The sequence below is a fragment of the Actinomadura violacea genome, assembly GCF_017573465.1.
In the GTDB taxonomy this organism is placed as follows: domain Bacteria; phylum Actinomycetota; class Actinomycetes; order Streptosporangiales; family Streptosporangiaceae; genus Spirillospora; species Spirillospora violacea.
In genome coordinates, this window is record NZ_JAGEPF010000045.1 from 24,490 (window position 1) to 39,964 (window position 15,475).

The 15,475-nt window shown below is 67.6% G+C and carries 19 protein-coding genes; 12 read left to right on the top strand and 7 right to left on the bottom strand.

Annotation, left to right across the window (positions count from 1 at the left end; all coding sequences use genetic code 11):
* Nucleotides 1-291 precede the first annotated feature (291 nt).
* The gene (locus J4709_RS48130; protein ID WP_208252206.1) at nucleotides 292-981 is read left to right on the top strand and encodes an alpha/beta fold hydrolase; all 690 of its coding nucleotides are present in this window, start codon (nucleotides 292-294) and stop codon (nucleotides 979-981) included.
* A gap of 30 nt (nucleotides 982-1,011) precedes the next feature.
* Here the strand turns inward: J4709_RS48130 and J4709_RS48135 are convergent, their stop codons facing one another.
* On the bottom strand, nucleotides 1,012-1,992 hold the full coding sequence (locus J4709_RS48135) for an ATP-dependent DNA ligase (RefSeq protein WP_208252207.1): 981 nt from the start codon (nucleotides 1,990-1,992) through the stop codon (nucleotides 1,012-1,014).
* A gap of 264 nt (nucleotides 1,993-2,256) precedes the next feature.
* Between J4709_RS48135 and J4709_RS48140 the strand changes: the two genes are divergently transcribed.
* The 4 genes from J4709_RS48140 (at nucleotide 2,257) to J4709_RS48155 (ending at nucleotide 4,814) form a co-directional block, all read left to right on the top strand.
* Nucleotides 2,257-3,120: a GNAT family N-acetyltransferase gene (locus J4709_RS48140; protein ID WP_208252208.1), complete on the top strand. Its 864-nt coding sequence runs from the start codon at nucleotides 2,257-2,259 to the stop codon at nucleotides 3,118-3,120.
* A 204-nt stretch (nucleotides 3,121-3,324) separates the two neighbouring features.
* Nucleotides 3,325-3,558, top strand: coding sequence for a hypothetical protein (locus J4709_RS48145; RefSeq protein WP_208252209.1), 234 nt, complete (start codon nucleotides 3,325-3,327; stop codon nucleotides 3,556-3,558).
* 246 nt (nucleotides 3,559-3,804) lie between these two features.
* Nucleotides 3,805-4,374 carry a dihydrofolate reductase family protein gene (locus tag J4709_RS48150; RefSeq protein WP_208252210.1) on the top strand — a complete coding sequence of 190 codons (570 nt, stop codon included), beginning with the start codon at nucleotides 3,805-3,807 and terminating at the stop codon, nucleotides 4,372-4,374.
* A 101-nt stretch (nucleotides 4,375-4,475) separates the two neighbouring features.
* Nucleotides 4,476-4,814, top strand: coding sequence for a hypothetical protein (locus tag J4709_RS48155; protein WP_208252211.1), 339 nt, complete (start codon nucleotides 4,476-4,478; stop codon nucleotides 4,812-4,814).
* 144 nt (nucleotides 4,815-4,958) lie between these two features.
* On the opposite strand, the gene J4709_RS48160 is transcribed toward J4709_RS48155, so the two are convergent.
* Entirely contained in the window at nucleotides 4,959-5,321 is a 363-nt protein-coding gene (locus J4709_RS48160; RefSeq protein ID WP_208252212.1) for a hypothetical protein, read from the bottom strand.
* A 185-nt stretch (nucleotides 5,322-5,506) separates the two neighbouring features.
* On the opposite strand from J4709_RS48160, the gene J4709_RS48165 reads away from it, so the two are divergent.
* A complete protein-coding gene (locus J4709_RS48165; protein WP_208252213.1) occupies nucleotides 5,507-6,013 on the top strand; it encodes a hypothetical protein in 507 nt (168 codons plus the stop codon).
* On the opposite strand, the gene J4709_RS48170 is transcribed toward J4709_RS48165, so the two are convergent.
* Nucleotides 5,997-6,248, bottom strand: a complete 252-nt coding sequence (locus tag J4709_RS48170) for a hypothetical protein (RefSeq protein ID WP_208252214.1) — start codon at nucleotides 6,246-6,248, stop codon at nucleotides 5,997-5,999. The genes J4709_RS48165 and J4709_RS48170 overlap by 17 nt on opposite strands.
* 523 nt (nucleotides 6,249-6,771) lie before the next feature.
* Here J4709_RS48170 and J4709_RS48175 point away from each other — a divergent pair.
* The gene (locus J4709_RS48175) at nucleotides 6,772-7,419 is read left to right on the top strand and encodes an MmyB family transcriptional regulator (protein WP_208252215.1); all 648 of its coding nucleotides are present in this window, start codon (nucleotides 6,772-6,774) and stop codon (nucleotides 7,417-7,419) included.
* A 97-nt stretch (nucleotides 7,420-7,516) separates the two neighbouring features.
* On the opposite strand, the gene J4709_RS48180 is transcribed toward J4709_RS48175, so the two are convergent.
* A complete protein-coding gene (locus tag J4709_RS48180; protein ID WP_208252216.1) occupies nucleotides 7,517-8,674 on the bottom strand; it encodes a low temperature requirement protein A in 1,158 nt (385 codons plus the stop codon).
* Nucleotides 8,675-9,012: 338 nt separating this feature from the next.
* Between J4709_RS48180 and J4709_RS48185 the strand changes: the two genes are divergently transcribed.
* The 5 genes from J4709_RS48185 to J4709_RS48205 all read left to right on the top strand — a co-directional run bounded on the left by J4709_RS48185 (nucleotide 9,013) and on the right by J4709_RS48205 (nucleotide 11,986).
* Entirely contained in the window at nucleotides 9,013-9,930 is a 918-nt protein-coding gene (locus tag J4709_RS48185) for an alpha/beta hydrolase family protein (protein ID WP_208252217.1), read from the top strand.
* Nucleotides 9,931-9,997: 67 nt separating this feature from the next.
* Nucleotides 9,998-10,627 carry an SDR family oxidoreductase gene (locus J4709_RS48190; protein WP_208252218.1) on the top strand — a complete coding sequence of 210 codons (630 nt, stop codon included), beginning with the start codon at nucleotides 9,998-10,000 and terminating at the stop codon, nucleotides 10,625-10,627.
* Between the two features lie 209 nt (nucleotides 10,628-10,836).
* Nucleotides 10,837-11,109 (top strand): transposase family protein, encoded by a 273-nt coding sequence (locus J4709_RS56310; RefSeq protein ID WP_208252219.1) that lies wholly within the window; start codon nucleotides 10,837-10,839, stop codon nucleotides 11,107-11,109.
* Nucleotides 11,049-11,228 carry a hypothetical protein gene (locus tag J4709_RS48200; RefSeq protein WP_208252264.1) on the top strand — a complete coding sequence of 60 codons (180 nt, stop codon included), beginning with the start codon at nucleotides 11,049-11,051 and terminating at the stop codon, nucleotides 11,226-11,228. Before J4709_RS56310 ends, J4709_RS48200 begins: the two co-directional genes overlap by 61 nt.
* Before the next feature lie 62 nt (nucleotides 11,229-11,290).
* A complete protein-coding gene (locus J4709_RS48205) occupies nucleotides 11,291-11,986 on the top strand; it encodes an ISAs1 family transposase (protein ID WP_208252220.1) in 696 nt (231 codons plus the stop codon).
* A gap of 155 nt (nucleotides 11,987-12,141) precedes the next feature.
* Here J4709_RS48205 and J4709_RS48210 read toward each other — a convergent pair whose 3' ends face one another.
* From J4709_RS48210 to J4709_RS48220, 3 genes are read right to left on the bottom strand one after another with little or no spacing between them, the layout of a single operon-like run.
* Nucleotides 12,142-13,983, bottom strand: a complete 1,842-nt coding sequence (locus tag J4709_RS48210) for an SMC family protein (protein WP_208252221.1) — start codon at nucleotides 13,981-13,983, stop codon at nucleotides 12,142-12,144.
* Nucleotides 13,976-14,437, bottom strand: coding sequence for an ABC-three component system middle component 2 (locus tag J4709_RS48215; protein ID WP_208252222.1), 462 nt, complete (start codon nucleotides 14,435-14,437; stop codon nucleotides 13,976-13,978). The genes J4709_RS48210 and J4709_RS48215 overlap by 8 nt, the downstream gene beginning before the upstream one ends.
* The gene (locus J4709_RS48220; RefSeq protein WP_208252223.1) at nucleotides 14,434-15,462 is read right to left on the bottom strand and encodes an ABC-three component system protein; all 1,029 of its coding nucleotides are present in this window, start codon (nucleotides 15,460-15,462) and stop codon (nucleotides 14,434-14,436) included. The genes J4709_RS48215 and J4709_RS48220 overlap by 4 nt, the downstream gene beginning before the upstream one ends.
* Nucleotides 15,463-15,475: the final 13 nt, after the last annotated feature.

Below are 15,475 nucleotides of genomic sequence, written 5' to 3' on the forward strand. Positions count from 1 at the left end.
CGTTGGCGAGGATGTCGATCTCCCGTCAGCAACCGGTAGCTGTGGTCTGGGAGACGCCGCGTCGCTGGGCAGGCGGTACACGCAGCCGCGCTCGTGAACCATCGCGGCACCAGAATCACCTGCCGAAACGCTCTCAGCGCCCGAGATCACTTCGGCGTGCCGATCTGACGGCGGCGGACGACCAAGAGCCGGGCGAGGCATTCCACGAAGCGGCGCGGGAGGTCGAGCGTGGCAGCATGGGTGACCCACATGAAGTCCCTGGTTGCAAGCGACGGTGGAGGGTCCCGGTCCATGGCGACGTATGTATTGATCCATGCCGCGGCTGTTGATGCGTGGTATTGGGGGCCGCTGGCTGAGGATCTGCGCGCCCGGGGCCACGAGGTGGTCGCACCGGCTCTGCCGTGTGATGAGGAGTCGGCCGGACTCGCTGAGTACGCGGACGTGGTGGTCGAGGCCATCGGCGACCGGACCGATCTCGTAGTCGTCGCCCACTCGTTCGGCGGCTTCACCGGCCCACTCGTCTGCGACCGGGTGTCGGCGGACTTGCTGGTCATGCTCCAAGCCCAGGTTCCGGCCCCGGGCGAGTCACCAGGCCAGTGGTGGGACAACACCGGTTACGGGGCGGCCCGGCAGGAATCCGACCGCCGCAGGGGCGTCGCGCAGGGCACCGAAGAAGACGCACTCTCCCTCGTCCTGCATGACACCCCGGCCGCCCTGGCTGCCGAGTTCATGGCGGAGCACCAGCGGAAACAAGCGTCGGCCCCATTCGGACGGCCATGGCCGCTGACCACGTGGCCGCGGGTAGCAACCAGGTTCTTGATGTCGTCCGACGACCGTTTCTTCCCGGCCGAGTTCATGCGAAGCATGGTCGCCGAGCGGCTCGGTTTCCAGCCGGACGAGATGCCAGGCGACCACTGCCCCATGCTCGGCCATCCGAAGGAACTAGCTGACCGTCTGGAGGCGTACCGCGCCGCATTGTGATCGACCTGTCCTCAGTCAGGCACAACCGGCTCATTCCAGGTCGAGGCCCTCCGGCACGTCCTCGGGCGTCAGGTCCGGTCGGGCGCGGACGTAGCGCACCGAGTGACGCCACCGGCCATGCTCCACTGCAGCGTCCACGCTGATCTCCGCCACAACGCTCGGGACGACACGGGCGTACGAAGTCGATGTCTCCGCGCCGGGCAGACCGCCGGCCCATCCGGCGGGCAGGACCGGTGGCCACGGATGATCGTCGCCTGCAGCCGTCAGCAAGGCGGCCAGCGAATGGCTCGCCGTCGGCGGCAACGGCGAAGTGCGGCCGACGACACGCAAACGTCCACCCCGCTCGTAGCGGCCGAGGATCAGCGTTTGAGGCACGTCAATGCTTCCGGTGACGCCGCCGATGATGGCTTCGGTGGTGGCGCGGTGCTTGACCTTCCACCAGCCACGCTTGCCTTCGCTGTAGCGGCTGTTGGCGGCCTTGACGACCAGGCCTTCGATGCCCTGGGCCGGCAGTATCTCGAACCACAGCCGGGCTTCGCCGACGTCGCGCATCTGGGGGCACAGCACGATCAGGGAACCATCCGGCACACCGACAAGAAGCCGCTCAAGGGCTTGGCGGCGTTCGGTCAGTGGTCTGGGCCGGTAGTCGGTCCCGCCTGTCTCCAGTAGATCGCACACCACGTAGTGGCAGGGTTCGGCGAGCACGAGGTCGCGTCGGCGGCGGCCGGCGACATGGCGGCGTTGCAGCGCGGCGAAATCCAGGCGCCCGTCGCGTCCCCAGCGCACGATCTCACCGTCGACAACGGTCCCCGCCGGGAGGGCGTCGAAGACCGCCAGAACGACCTCGGGAAACGCGTCGTTGAAGGACTTCAGACGCCGCGACCACAGACGGACGCCGCCGTCCTCGTTGACGATCGCCAGCGCGCGGAACCCGTCCCACTTGGGCTCATAGCGGCATCCGCCCGGGCAGGCCGCCTCGTCCGGGATGTGGTCGATCGCCGTCGCTGCCATGGGGACGACGGGCCCACCGATGTGCACTGCCGCCACCCCCGCCAACCAGCTCGTGGTGTGCGGCTACCCGCAGGCCCCGCCAGGACAGCGCAACCGCCAGAAGCTTGGCCATTGCATGGACGGCTCATTGCCCCTCGGCTGACGGACCCGGCCGTCCGTTAGACGGCGCCCAGAACGCATGTTCGGACGTCGCCGAAATGCGCGTGACGTCCGCCCTGTCCCTGCAGGATCATGCGCCCCATGGACTCCGTGCGGATCAGACCCATGACACCGGATGACCTGCCCGCCGCCCAGCGCGTCTCCGCCGCCGCCTTCCTCGAGGCCGACCGAATGGACCGGCGCTGGGACGAGCCGGAGCCCGAGCCGCCGGACGAGGCGTCCGGCCGCAACTGGATCGAAGGGATCGGCCACCACATCGCGACCGACCCCGGCGGCTGCTGGGTCGCCGAGGCGGACGGCGGAGAGATCGTCGGCCTCGCGGTCGCGCAGAACCGGGGCGGCGTCTGGTACCTGGCCGTCTTCGGCGTCCTGCCGGGCCTCCAGGGCAAGGGCGTCGGCCGCAGGCTTTTCGACGCCGCCCTCGCGCACGCGGGCGACCGCCCCGGCCTGATCTCCTCGTCCCCGCACCCGGCCGCGACCCGCCGCTACCGCCTCGCAGGCTTCGCCCTGCACCCGCTGATGAGCATGACCGGACACGTCGACCGCAGCACCCTGCCCGCGATCGACGGCCTCCGCGAAGGACGCCCGGACGACTTCGAATGGATGGACGCGCTGGACGTGACGTTGCGCGGCGGCCCCCACGGCGCCGACCATCCGCACATGCTGGAGCGCCGGCGGCTGATCGTCTCGTCCTCGCCCGGCGAGCGGCCCGGCTACGTCTACCTCGACAGGGACGAGGGGAATCCGATCCTGCTGGCCGCCGCGCAGGTCGAGACCGCCGAGCGGCTCCTGTGGGAGGCCCTCGCGCACACCCGGCAGAAGGCCGTCATCGGCCACATCACGGCCGGAAACCCCTGGGCCATCGACATCGGCCTGGCCGCCCGCCTCGACCTCGGCCGGGATGGCTACCTCGCCCTGCGCGGGATTCCCGAACCGGCGCCCTATCTCGCGAGCAGGCATCATCTCTAGAAGATCGGGGTTGCGCCGGGCATGAACCTGGGAGCCGGCCTCAGCAAGGACAGGCCGCTGGCTGCGGCCTTCCGCCGCAAAAGAGCCGCCCACACGCAAACGCCCGCCTGACCTGCGCTGTATTCATGACCCGCCCAACACCGAGAACAGCTCATCGCCACCGAGAAGCTCCTCGAACAGGCCCGCACACGCTGCCAGCGACGCATGGTCGAGATGAACGAGCGCGCCGCCGCCGACACCCAGAACCCTCGGGACGGATGTTCGGCACGCTGCGGTGCTGAGGTGTGGTTGCCGCCTGCAGTCACTCGGCGATTTGTGGTGTTGCGGCTGGGGCTCGGAGGCATCGCTCTGGACGTCATGGGCGACGTTGCGGGCGACATCGAAGGAGATATCGCCGCCGATGTCCTGGGCGGGCTGCTGGGCGGCCTCTTCGACTGACCTCCCCCTCAGGCGTTCGTTTGAGCACCCGGCGGGCACATCATCGCCGGGCAGGCGTGCCTTGCTTGAGGCGCACCTGCCCGGGGTTGCTCGTCTGAGCACCGCCATGCGCGGGTCGTCACACGACTCGGCTGTGCGCGCCGCCGGCGGCAGACCGATGAGTTCGGGCTGTCCGCGCGGTCTGCACAGGACGAAGACGGATGTCGGTGCTCCATCTCGTCTTACGACGACCTGCTGGGAGGGCTAATGCGTGAGCTGGTAGTCGACATGTTCAGCACAGTCGACGGGTACGGCGGCGGCGGGCCGAAGCCCAAGGCGTACTGGGGTTACGAGGGGCCGGGCCTATTCGAATGGATCCACGCCCAACTCGCTCAGGAACACGTCACGCTCATGGGCGCGGAAACGTACCGGCGGATGGCCGAGATCGTCGCGACCGGAGACGACCCGACCTTCCCGCGGATGACCGAACTGCCCAAAGTGGTCTTCTCGAAGACGCTCCAGCCGCCGCTTGCCTGGGCGAACACCACGCTCATCGACGAGCCGCTCGAGACGGCAGTGCCACGTCTCAAGGCCATGGACGACGGGCTTCCGATGCGCACCATCGGAAGCCCGTCGCTGGTGCGCAGCCTCTTCCTGCTCGGCTTGGTCGACCGTGTCCGGGTGATGCTCTTCCCCATGGTCCACGGGGCCGAGGGCGAGGGACCGGTCTTCTCTCAGTTGCCCGCCCTCGACCTGGACCTCACCGCCACCACCGTGATCGACGATCGTCTCGTGCTCCTCGACTACCGCGTCGCCGGAAACGAACCACCCGAGTGACGCCCCCGTCTGATCGAGTGCTGTGGCCGACATGTGGTGAACGCGAAACGAATGGTCCTGACGTTGATCTCGGACCTCACGTCTCGGTTATGGTCGCTGCCATGGAAGGTGAGCATCCGCTTGTGCGCGAGGTCTTCCCGGAGCTTGTCGCTGAACTGGTGGCTTTGCTCGAGGAGGAGGGCGAGCGCGAGCTTGCCGTCTGCGCATGGGATCTTCGCCTGGTCGCCGACTGTGGGTGCGGCGACGATTTCTGTCAGAGCTTCGAGACCGAGCCTCATCCCCGGGGCCAGCCCTATGGCCCAGGCCATCGTTGCGTCACCCTCGATCCTGCGAAGGGCATGCTCAACCTCGACGTCGTCAACGGGCGGATCATGTATGTCGAGGTGATCTACCGACCGCCGCTGCGTGACCACCGAGGGTCCAAACCGACGAATCCCTAGTACGCCCGGCAACACCCGGACCGGTCATGATGGGCCAGCCTTCTCTGGACCGAGCTGAACGCTGAGAGCCGTGCGGACGGCATGCGCGCGTGGGCTGCGTTGAGGTCGCTCCCAGGCCCACCAGGACTGCAACAGTTCACACGGTCAGGGCGCCCCCCGCCCTGACCGGCCCGAACCACGGGGCCAGGTCCAGCCGCTCGGCCCGCCGGCCATCATGTACGGCCGCGCGCTGGCCCGCTGCTCCTCCCGCACCAGATCGAATCCCTGCATGCGGTTGTAGCGGGCCACCTCAGCGACCTGGCAGTGTCGGCGGACCCACCGCACCCCGATCTGGGCGGCCCGGTCGCCTGCCCACCATGCTGTAACCGCGCCCGGCCGCCGTCCATACACCGCCGACGGCGCCGGATCGGTGATCGACCCAGACAAGTAGAGGGCGGCGTCGGCGCGCTCGGCGTCGGTCCATCCCCACGGCGGGCTGACGTCCTGCACAAGCATCGACTCGATCACGCCGCGCTGCTGTTCCAGGTCCTGCCGGATCCTTAGTAGAAGTACAGTCTCGCGATCGCTTCCAGAGAGTCCTCCGGCTCCTCGCACATGTTCGCGCGAACCTGTGCGAGGAGCCGCCGAAACATCACAGGTTCCAGGCCAATCATCCGTCGGCCGGTGATCATCGGGTCGGCTATCGTGCCCGAGTGCCTTTGACCGATGCCGACATCGCCGCCACATTGGCTCCTGCGGGGCTGCTTTTCATCGAGCGTGAAGAAGACGAGGTCCGGCTGCCGCTGAAGCCCGGCAGGTCAGCGGCAAGCTCCCGCAGGGAGGACGGACGTTTCGATGCGAGGCCGGAGGAGGTCGTCGACGTCAACGATCCCGAACTCGCCGCCAAGCTCAACGCAGGCTGGCTGCGAATGGCTGTCGAGTTCGGCCTCTTCAACGAGCAGCGCGAGTTTCTGATCAGCGTTGATTACTCCGAGGATCCCGTCTATGAGCCGGAGCAGGCGTGGGCGCAGGTCCGGCTGCTGGAGAAGTGGGACTTTGCCGGCAGCGGGGTTGAGCAATTCCGGGGCCACTTCGCGGGGATGTTCACGACCCGGTTCGTGCCCGAGTTCTGGGCGCTGTCCCTCGATCAACGCGTGCTGACGAACACCACCATCTGGGGCAACGGGACAGTCAGCACGATCGTCATCCGTCCTGCGTGACACGCGTGTTCGAGGACGAGACGTTGTTGCGGGCGACTCGGTAGTCGCCGTATTCAGAGCCGATCACTCCCTCGTTGACCCAGCGGTCGGGGGCGGCGCCGAGCTCGCGTTCGGCGAGGTCGAGCGCCTCGTCCGGGGCGGCGGCAGTGCCGATGAGGCGACCCCAGGTCTCTTCATCGGGATCGAGGGGCGGGAACTCCGCGCGCTCACCATCCCCAGCCGGGCCACGGAGCACGAGGAGTACGCCCGGCTGCGCGGCGAGCTAGACCAGCACCTGGCCGACACGACGAGGCCGGGGCGGGTGAGTGCTCGTCAGCCGAGCAGGTCGTCCGACAGTCCGCTGGTCAACTCTGGGACACGGGGGCGTGCGGGCGCAGGTCCCCGGTGATCGAGGGTGAAGTGCTGCCCATCGGCCGGGAAGGTCAGGCTGGGCCGTGACGGTGCCGGGACGTCGTCGCTGAGGCCGCAGCGAGCAGGGACACTCCAAGGATCTGCCGCTGCCGGACGGTGTCCTCCTTGCGCGCTCGAACGCCCCTTTGGTCGGCTGGCTGCTGCCCGGCTGCAGGGCCCCAGCGGATGCGGAGGATTTGTCTAGCCCTGGGTCTTTACATTGTAGATCTCCAAGGGTCGCTTCCACCTGGCGACTGACCAGGCTTTGTCTTCAAGACGGCAAGCACCGAAGTCTGATTCGAATCCGCGACCGTCGGTTTAGAAGACCCCTGCACGACCGTGGCCCCCATGCCGCCACCTGCCGACCCGTGCGGTTCTGTACCGCTCTGTCCGCCCTACCGCCCCACACTGATGACGCCCCGTGTCGGCGCCTGCCACGTTGTTCCGCGACATACGAGCAAACAACGAGCGAACACGGTCCGACGCCATGTGACCGATGCCTGGACGTCCTGGCCGCGAATCCTCTGGGCCGGGTGCTGTTCTCCGTCGTCTACGACAGCCCGGCCCGGCGCTCGGCCGCGGCTCCTGCGAACCTGGCCTCGTTCGTGTTCCTCGACCCCGCCGCCGACGAGTTCTACGCCGACCCCGACGATGCGGCCGCCGTGTGCGTGCGGATCCTGCGGGCCCAGGCCGGGGCCACGCCGCACGACAGGCACCTCACCCGGCTGATCGGCGAGCTGTCCACCCGCAGCGAGGACTTCCGCCGCCGCTGGGCGGCCCACGACGTCGGCGTCCACCGCACCGGCGGCAAGACCCTCCGCCACCGCGAGGTCGGCGAGCTCGTGCTCGGGTTCGAGCAGCTTCACGCTGGCCTCGGCTCCCTCGATCGTCCTGTCGACCTATGTCGCCGAGCCTGCCTCACCGACCGCAGAGCGCCTTCAGCTGCTGGCGGCGTGGACGGCCACCGCGATGACGGCGCGGCGCTGATAAGCCGATCGCGGCCGAACCCGGCCTGACCGCGCCGTACGCCTCGATGCGGTAGCCGGTGTCAGCGGGATGCGTCGGCCGGCCGGGCTTCAACCGGTTTTGGGGCCGGGCTCTGTTCGCTGGGAATCACGAGCCGTCCGGCGGTGTGTCGGTGAGGTGCCGGTGGGTGCGGGTGAGCAGGGCGGTGGCGCCGATCAAGATCGCGTCGAGGAGGGCGAGCGAGGCGAGCGGGGGGAGCCAGACGGCGGTGATGCCGGCGGCGGCGAGTGCGGCGCCGGCGAGGAGGCGTTGGGGCCAGGCGCTGTTGGTGGTGGCGCGGTAGTACCAGGCTTGGGCGGCCAGGTAGAGGGCGGGCCCGCCGAACAGCAGCAGGGCCAGGGTGGGCGAGCCGTGTCCTTCGGGGTGGGCGACGACCAGTTCGCCGGCGACCGCCAGGGCGATGAGGGCGGCTTGGACGATGTAGGCGGTGTTCATGGCGAGCCGGACCGAGCGCATCGGGTCGGAGGTGGTGGCGGTGAAGGCGGTGACGAGGTTCTCGCCGCCGCCGAAGTAGACGGCCCACAGGCATACCAGGGCGGTGAACACGCCGGCGGAGGCCAGGACGGTCGCCACGCCGATCGGCGCGTCGGCGATGGCCGTGCCGACGGTGAGCACGGTCTCGCCGAGCACGATGATGAAGAACAAGCGGAGCCGTTCGAGCATGTGGTCGGCGTCGAAGTCCAGGTTGCGGCTGCTGAAGACGTGCCCGGGCAGGGGGTGGGCGAGCCAGGTCCCGGTGAGGTCGATGAGCGCGGCGGCGGTCCACCACCACAGCCGCGGGCCGGGGTCGACCAGGGCTCCGGCGATCCACAGCGGGGCGGAGGCCGTCGTCCAGACCAGCAGCCGGCGGTAGTGGCCGCGCAGGTCGGCCGCGGGCACCGTCACGGCCGTCACGCCGGCGCCGAAGAACAGGATCAGCAGCAGCGGAGCCACGAACGCCCAGGCCCGGTCGGTGAACGCGTGGGAGATCGCGGCGTTCATGAACAGCCCGAGGCCCATGGCGATGACGATCATCCAGCGGGTGGCGCGGCGGTCGATGTCCAGCAGGGTCGCCTCGAAGCTGGTGTAGGCCCACGCGCCGAACACCGCGACCAGCAGCACCGCGGCCTGCGCCGCACCCCGCCACGACAGGTGTTCCAGCAGGTGATGGGACAGTTGCGAGACCGCGAACACGAACACCAGATCGAAGAACAACTCCAGCGGGGACACCTCGCGCCGGAACCCCAGCGGCTCGGGCTTGCTCATCTCGGCTCTCCTTGACGCGCGGCCGGCGTGATCGCGAGCCGCGCCGTGACAAGTCTGATGGACCACGACCCGGGCCGGGGCGACGGCTCGCGGACGACCGGGCGATCGGGGCCTGTTCCGGGCGGCCGCCGGACCCGCCGCGTCAGGCCCCGCGCGACCAGGGCCTGGCCGTGCGTCCGCCGAGTGTGCGGGCATGGGCCGGATCAGCCCGGATGCGTCGGCCGACCGGACTTTAACCGGCTTTGGGAGCCGGGCTCCGTTCGCCGCGCATCCCGAGCCGCCCACCGGGCACGCCGACAGAAAGCCCTGCGGGGCAGGTGTTCAAGGAGGAGATCACGATGGCGGAAGACCAGAAGGCTCAGGCGGCGTTCGACAACTTCGTCCAGCTGTGGACCACCGGCACGACCGCGGGGCGCCGCGCACCGGTGCTGCGCCGCCCCGACGAGGTGGGGCTGGCCTATGAGGACGTCTTCTTCCCCTCGATGGACGGCGTGCCGCTGGAGGGCTGGTTCATCCCGGCCGATTCGGACAAGCTCGTCATCCACAATCACTTCCTGCCGGGCAACCGGTACGGGTACCCCGGGCATCTCCCGGAGTTCAGCGGCCTGGGCGGCTTCGAGGTGAGCTTCCTGCCCGAGTACCGGGCCCTGCACGACGCCGGCTACAACGTCCTGGCCTACGACATCCGCAACCACGGCATGAGCGGTCAGGGCAACGGCGGGATCGCCGGAATCGGGCTGCGCGAGTACCGCGACGTCATCGGCTCGTTGCGCTACGCCGCCTCGCGGCCCGACACCCGCAGCATGAGGAAGGTCCTGCTGTCGGTGTGCCTGGGCGCCGACTCCACCGCCGTGGCCTGGTCCACCCACCCCGAAGAGTTCTCCGAGATCCAGGCGATGGTCATGTTGCAACCGGTCTCGGCGCGCCCCGTGATCGAGGAGTTCGTCAAGGGCATCGGCATGGCCGACGGGTTCGAGAGGTTCGACAAGGCCGTGCACGAGCGGACCGGGTTCCACCTGGACGAGCAGTCCCCGATCGAGCACGTCAAGGCGGTCACCGTCCCGACGCTCGTCGCGCAGGTCCACGACGACACCATGACCCGCCCCGAGGACGTCCAGTCGATCTACGATGCCCTGCCGGTCGCCGACAAGGACCTGCACTGGATCCGCGGCACCGACCAGCGGTTCCGTGGCTACAACTACTTCGGCGAACACCCCGAAGTCCCGATCAACTGGTTCGACAAGCACCTCCAGTGACCCAGCACCCGCAGAGGGCGGCGGGATGGCTGCGCCCTCCAGAGAGACCATTGGGGAGAACACTGCCATGCCGAACGTGCTGGTACTGGGCGCTGGCGGACGGATCGCACAACAGGCGACCCGCATGCTCGCCGACAACGACGCTGACCTGACCCTGTTCGCACGCGACCCCGGCCGCCTCACCGACACGCCCGCCTCAGCCCGGGTCGTCGAAGGCGACGTACTGGACCGCGACCGCCTCGCCGATGCCGTGGCCGGGCAGGACATCGTCTACGCCAACCTCGCAGGCGACCTCGACGTCCAAGCCGAACGCATCGTCGAGGCGATGCGGAAACAGAGCGTCCAACGCCTGATCTTCATCACCTCGCTGGGAATCTACGACGAGGTCCCGGGCGCCTTCGGCGAATGGAACCGGCGGCAGATCGGCGGAATGCTCCCGCCCTACCGCGCCGCCGCCGACACCATCGAGGCCTCCTCCCTCGACTACACGATCCTGCGGCCCGCCTGGCTCACCGACACCGACGAAGTCGACTACGAGCTCACCCACAAAGACGAACCCTTCAAGGGAACCGAGGTCTCCCGCAAGAGCGTGGCGGCCCTGGTCGCCGACATCATCGCCTCGCCCGACCTGTGGCCACGCTCGAACCTCGGAGTGAACAAACCCGGCACCGACAGCGACAAGCCGTCATTCCTATGACATGTCGGGTTTCTCCCGAACGTGACCCCAGGGCCAAAAGGAGTCATGCGCAGCGACCAGGGCAATTTCAAGGTCGCCTGTCTGAGGTGATCAGGCCCTGTTGTCCGGATCGGCTGCGGTTACGCAGGGTGATGCCGGAACGAAGATGACCTTCTGTTCGGGATCATGGGAGTTCTCACGCTTCCAGTACCCGAACAAGAAGGTCATCGGTGTCAGTTTCGCATGCCCGGGCGGTCCCGTCTCTGCTGGATGGCCTGGATGGCCTGACCGATCCGCGCAGGCGCCGGGGGATCCAGCACCGGCTGGTGGCGGTCCTGGCGGTGGCGGTGGTGGCCACGCTGGGCGGGGCCTACAACTACCGGGAGATGGGATCGGCGGCCGCGGACTTCTCCCAAGACCTGCTCGCCATGGTGGGAGCGCGGTGGACCCGCTCACGCGTCGGCGCGCCGCCGCCGGAGCCGCCACGATCCGCCGGGTCCTGATCGCGGTGGACGCCGACGCGCTCGACCGCGTCATCGGCGACTGGCTGCGGGCCTGCGCCGCCTGCGACCAGGCCGGATGGCAGATCGCGCTGGACGGCAAGGACCTGCACGGCGCCTAGGCCGACGACGGCCGGCCGGTGCTGTTCTCCGCGCTGGTCCACGCCGCGGGGGGCAGGCCCCGGTGACGCTCGCCCAGATCCGCGTTCCCGAGGGCACCACCGAGACCACCCAGGTCAAGACCCTGCTGGCCGGCCTGGAGATCGACGGTGCACTGGTGACGATGGACGCCGCGCACACCTGCGCCGCCACCGCCCGCCACCTGGTGAAGGACAAGAACGCCGACTACTTGATGGCGGTCAAGGGCAACCGCGAAGTGCTGTACGCGGCCTGCAAACGCCTGGCGTCCGCCCTGGTGTCGGGCGGGCAGACCCCGCACGTGGTCACCGAGGACGATCACGGCCGGATCGGCACCTGGACGACCTGGAGCACCGGCCTTCCCCCGGGAGCCGGGGTGAAGCTGCCGCATGCCGCCCGCCTGGCGGTGATCCGCCGCGACATCGCCGACCTGGCAGGACGCCCCACCAGCAAGGAGACCGTTCTGATGGTCACCAGCCGCGCCTGGATGACCAGCGCCGACTTCCACACCTGCACCCGCGGGCACTGGTCGATCGAGAACGTCGAGCACCGCCCCCGCGACACCGTATGGCGCGAAGACGACCAGCAGGCCTACCTGGGCAACGGCCCCCGCAACACCGCCGCCCTGCGCAACCTCGCCCTCGGCGTCCTGGCCGTCAACGGCATCACCAAGATCACCGAAACCGTCCAACGGATCGGCCGCGACCACGACCGCGCCGCCCCGCTGCTCATGCTCACATAACGTCACCACCAGCCATCACCCAACGACTTCGAAATTGCCCTGCCCGTCGGTGCTGACGGCATCGGCGGCGACCGGACCACTGCCGGCCAGCTTTGCCGTGTCGTCGATCGCCGATGCAGGGACCACGGTGGCTGCATTTCGACGCTCTCTTGGCCTCAGTGCAGGTGTGTCGGGAAGAAGCCTGCTCGTTGGCCTCCGGCTCCGGTGAAGTGGTAGGTGGTGGCCTCCGAGAGCACTTTGGTCGGCGGGTCGCCGTTCTCGATGACGACGGCTTGCCCAGGAAAGGAAAGCATGTCTTTGTAGAAACGGTCGACGACGGTAGATGTCATTTCGACATCGGGTATATCGGGAACTTCGTCGGGTTCCGGATCGCGGTAGGTGACCACCGGTGAGTCCAGGACGACGAAGCCGAGATGGTATAGATCTCGGCCCATGCAAAAGCGTGCCAATGCTGTGGTGAAAGCAGAGTGAAGGACGGATCGTACGCCTTTGCCGCGTCCGGCACGTATTCGTCCGCCCGCGCGGATCTCGGCGTGGTATTGATCGTATTCTGCGTGATCGACGTCTGGGACCTGCCATGCATCCAGCGTTTGTTGGAGGACGGAGTCGAAATCGCCCAGGACACTCGTCGGGATGTACTGCGTGGAACGTGTGGACGGAACAGATCCCTCACCGACTAGGCGGGAGCGCTTCTCGTCCAGCTCTGCGATGCGTTCGTGCAGTTCCAACTCCCGCTCGACAGCGGAGCGTTCCTCCACAAGCGCTTCGACGTCCGATCGCAGTAGAGCGATGCCGCCTTCCAGTTCGGCGATGATCTGGTCCCACCTACCGATGTCGGACTGGGCCTCAACCCGGCGGCTGAGGAGGGCGGTCTGTTCGTCGTCCAGGTCGGCGATCGTTGGCAGCAAGTCCCCGAGCAGAGCAGATGTCTTGGCAGCCTCGGCCTCCACCGCAACGTAAAGCTGAGTGGTCTCCTCCACGCTGTGGCTGGGCTGTTGATGCTCAACTTCCGCGCCACAGAACACGCAGGTGCCGACTTTGAAGTAGCCCAGGATGCTGCCTACTTCGTTGACCATCGCCAGACGCTCTAGGTCCGAGCGGTATTGGGCCTCCAATAGCCGAAAGCGGCCCAGCAGGTCACTGACTTCGGTCAGTCGCTCGTCGAGTACGGCCAGCTCCCTGGCGGTATTCATGCGGGAGTCAACTGCTTCGTGGTGGGATTCGTTGACTTGACGCAGCGGGCCGGACTGATCCTCCAGCGCTCCGCGGATTCGAATGAGTCGGTCGCGCAGTTGGCGATCGTTCTCCTGTGTGGCGAGTTTGGACGACAGGTCGATGGCGAGCTGGTCCAGGAGTTGTATCTGCCCCTTGTGGACGCGGCGTTGACCCGCATTGGGGCCGGTTTCCACGGCCGGATCTCCCTCTCCGGTCAACAGGAACCGCATGACGGACAACTCTGCGGTGCGGGTAGCGGCCGTGCCGGTCCGCAGCACCGGAGGCACCTGACCGACCATTCGGTTCTCGGTGACCAAAGACAGGTGCACCAGGTCGGCTAGCGCGAGAGGACGAGTTCCGCCCGCTTCGTTCTTGCGGATCAGGATTCCGTCAAGGCCCAGCGCGCGTAGCAGATGAATCGACAGGCTATTCTTGCTGCGGGCATTGTGGACCGCAGTGACCGTCGCATCCGGGGGCCGGATCACCTGATCGCGCAGGTCCTCGTTGTGTAGATGGATGCTGTTGGTCTCTGGGGCGCGGACTAGAGTCAAAGGGGCACCGTCTGGCATGAGTAACCCCAGAAGAATCTGGGTGTAGCCATCTGCCTCCGGCACCATTGTCGGGTCGGCGCCCCCGAACATGTATTCGATGGACTTGACGATGAAAGACTTGCCGGTGTCGGAGGTGCCGTAGATGACGGTCAGCTCTGGGCCGAACACGATCTGCGCGGGGGGCACATGGGACCCGGCATAGGTGAGATGGGTCAGCTGTAGTTCAGTCACGACGGCCCTCGAACGGTGTGGGTGAGGGAAGCGAGCCGTTGAGCAAGTTCGCTGTGGTGGCGCGTACGTCGGTCTCCGGCGCCCAATGGTGCACAGCCCACTCGGCCCGCTGGCGCAGTCGCTCCACGTAGGGAGCCTCAAGGATGTCGACGAAGGCGGGCCCGCGCTCGGTGGCGCGGTAGACCAGACCGGTCTCGTCCGCATCGACCTTGGCGAGGCCAGCGCGGATCAGTACCAACAGCGCTTGTTCCAGCACGGTGCGCTTCATGCCTAACTCGCCCGTGTGGCCGGGCAGGGACGGGTGCAGGCTGGGCGGGCCGTTGAGGTCACCGCTGTGCAAAACGGCGTGGTCCAGCAGAGCTAGCTGCGCCAAGTCCAGCGGCCGCGGATGGCTCTCTGCCAGCAGCACCAAGGCCCGCACCCCGATCTCCAGGGGGCTGTTGAGCGGGTTCATGAGGCTCCCTCTTCCTCGCACCATGCCAGTCGGCCATCGTTCGCCAGGTGATGGCATACCCCCTTGCGATCCAAGGGCCTCACGTACCTGCTGAGAACCGTTTCGGTCAGAGCAATGACCCCGGCAGCTTCGAGGACAGCCTGCAGACGGTCCCAGCCGTATTCGTAGCGCCTGTCGGAAACCTCTACTGCAATGGTGTGGACGTCATCCAAGATCGCGTTGAAGTGCCCGTCGGGGTAAGCGTCGCGAGCGAAGCGACGCAGGGATTCAGCGCTATAGAACGCCTCGCGCTGGCGCCGCATGTGATCGCCCGCCTTGGGGTGTTGGGCGATCAGTTCCAGAGTGTCGGCCGCGTCCTTCCAGCGCTCGGCATACACCTTTACGAGCTCTCGAACGTATCGGGTCTCGCCGGGATCGTGCCGGTCAGGAGGTTGAAGGATGGCAGGGCGCTCGCGTAACTCGTCACCGAAGCGGGTCGCCCAGGCCGGAGTGGTCTTGTGTTGGGCGAGCATCAGGTCCATGTCGACCGGTACGAACATGGAGAAGTCCGTCTGCTCGGCCAGCTCCCTGACGCGAAGTTGCTCCTCGGGCGTCAGTCGGGTGATGACCTCATCGGTGGTTCCCGTCAGGTCTTGGAGGAACGTTGCGCGGGCCTCGCTCGGCTTGGCGAGAGCCTGCCGCAGTGTGCGGGCGATCGCCGGCGCGACGAAGACGTACTGCGTCGGCCGGATGAAGTGACCCAGCACGACACCGGCGAACATCTTCCGCATCTCAGCCGAGGCTGTATTCCAGCTCAAGGCACTCTTGTAGCGCTTGCACTGGTAGTTGTCCCACGGCCCTTCCAGGCCCTGCGGCGTGCGGTAGCCGGCCACATCGATCCCGTGGTCACCGCTACCGCCGTGCCGCTCCACCCGCACGTACAGTGGATTCAGCGCCGGAACCCACTCCTTGACGAACTCCTCGAACTCATCCGGGTCATAGCCGAAGACGATCTTCTTGGGACTCGGCATGGAGGGGAACTGCATCGCCGGGCCCCTG

What these genes read in the sequence shown, in the direction of transcription:
- J4709_RS48215 (WP_208252222.1), bottom strand. Translation starts at nt 14,437, where the DNA reads ATGAACCCGCTCAACAGCCCCCTGGAGATCGGGGTGCGGGCCTTGGTG.
- J4709_RS48190 (WP_208252218.1), top strand. Translation starts at nt 9,998, where the DNA reads ATGCCGAACGTGCTGGTACTGGGCGCTGGCGGACGGATCGCACAACAG.
- J4709_RS48140 (WP_208252208.1), top strand. Translation starts at nt 2,257, where the DNA reads ATGACACCGGATGACCTGCCCGCCGCCCAGCGCGTCTCCGCCGCCGCC.
- J4709_RS48155 (WP_208252211.1), top strand. Translation starts at nt 4,476, where the DNA reads ATGGAAGGTGAGCATCCGCTTGTGCGCGAGGTCTTCCCGGAGCTTGTC.
- J4709_RS48145 (WP_208252209.1), top strand. Translation starts at nt 3,325, where the DNA reads ATGGTCGAGATGAACGAGCGCGCCGCCGCCGACACCCAGAACCCTCGG.
- J4709_RS48220 (WP_208252223.1), bottom strand. Translation starts at nt 15,462, where the DNA reads ATGCAGTTCCCCTCCATGCCGAGTCCCAAGAAGATCGTCTTCGGCTAT.
- J4709_RS48150 (WP_208252210.1), top strand. Translation starts at nt 3,805, where the DNA reads ATGCGTGAGCTGGTAGTCGACATGTTCAGCACAGTCGACGGGTACGGC.
- J4709_RS48180 (WP_208252216.1), bottom strand. Translation starts at nt 8,674, where the DNA reads ATGAGCAAGCCCGAGCCGCTGGGGTTCCGGCGCGAGGTGTCCCCGCTG.
- J4709_RS48135 (WP_208252207.1), bottom strand. Translation starts at nt 1,992, where the DNA reads ATGGCAGCGACGGCGATCGACCACATCCCGGACGAGGCGGCCTGCCCG.
- J4709_RS48130 (WP_208252206.1), top strand. Translation starts at nt 292, where the DNA reads ATGGCGACGTATGTATTGATCCATGCCGCGGCTGTTGATGCGTGGTAT.
- J4709_RS48185 (WP_208252217.1), top strand. Translation starts at nt 9,013, where the DNA reads ATGGCGGAAGACCAGAAGGCTCAGGCGGCGTTCGACAACTTCGTCCAG.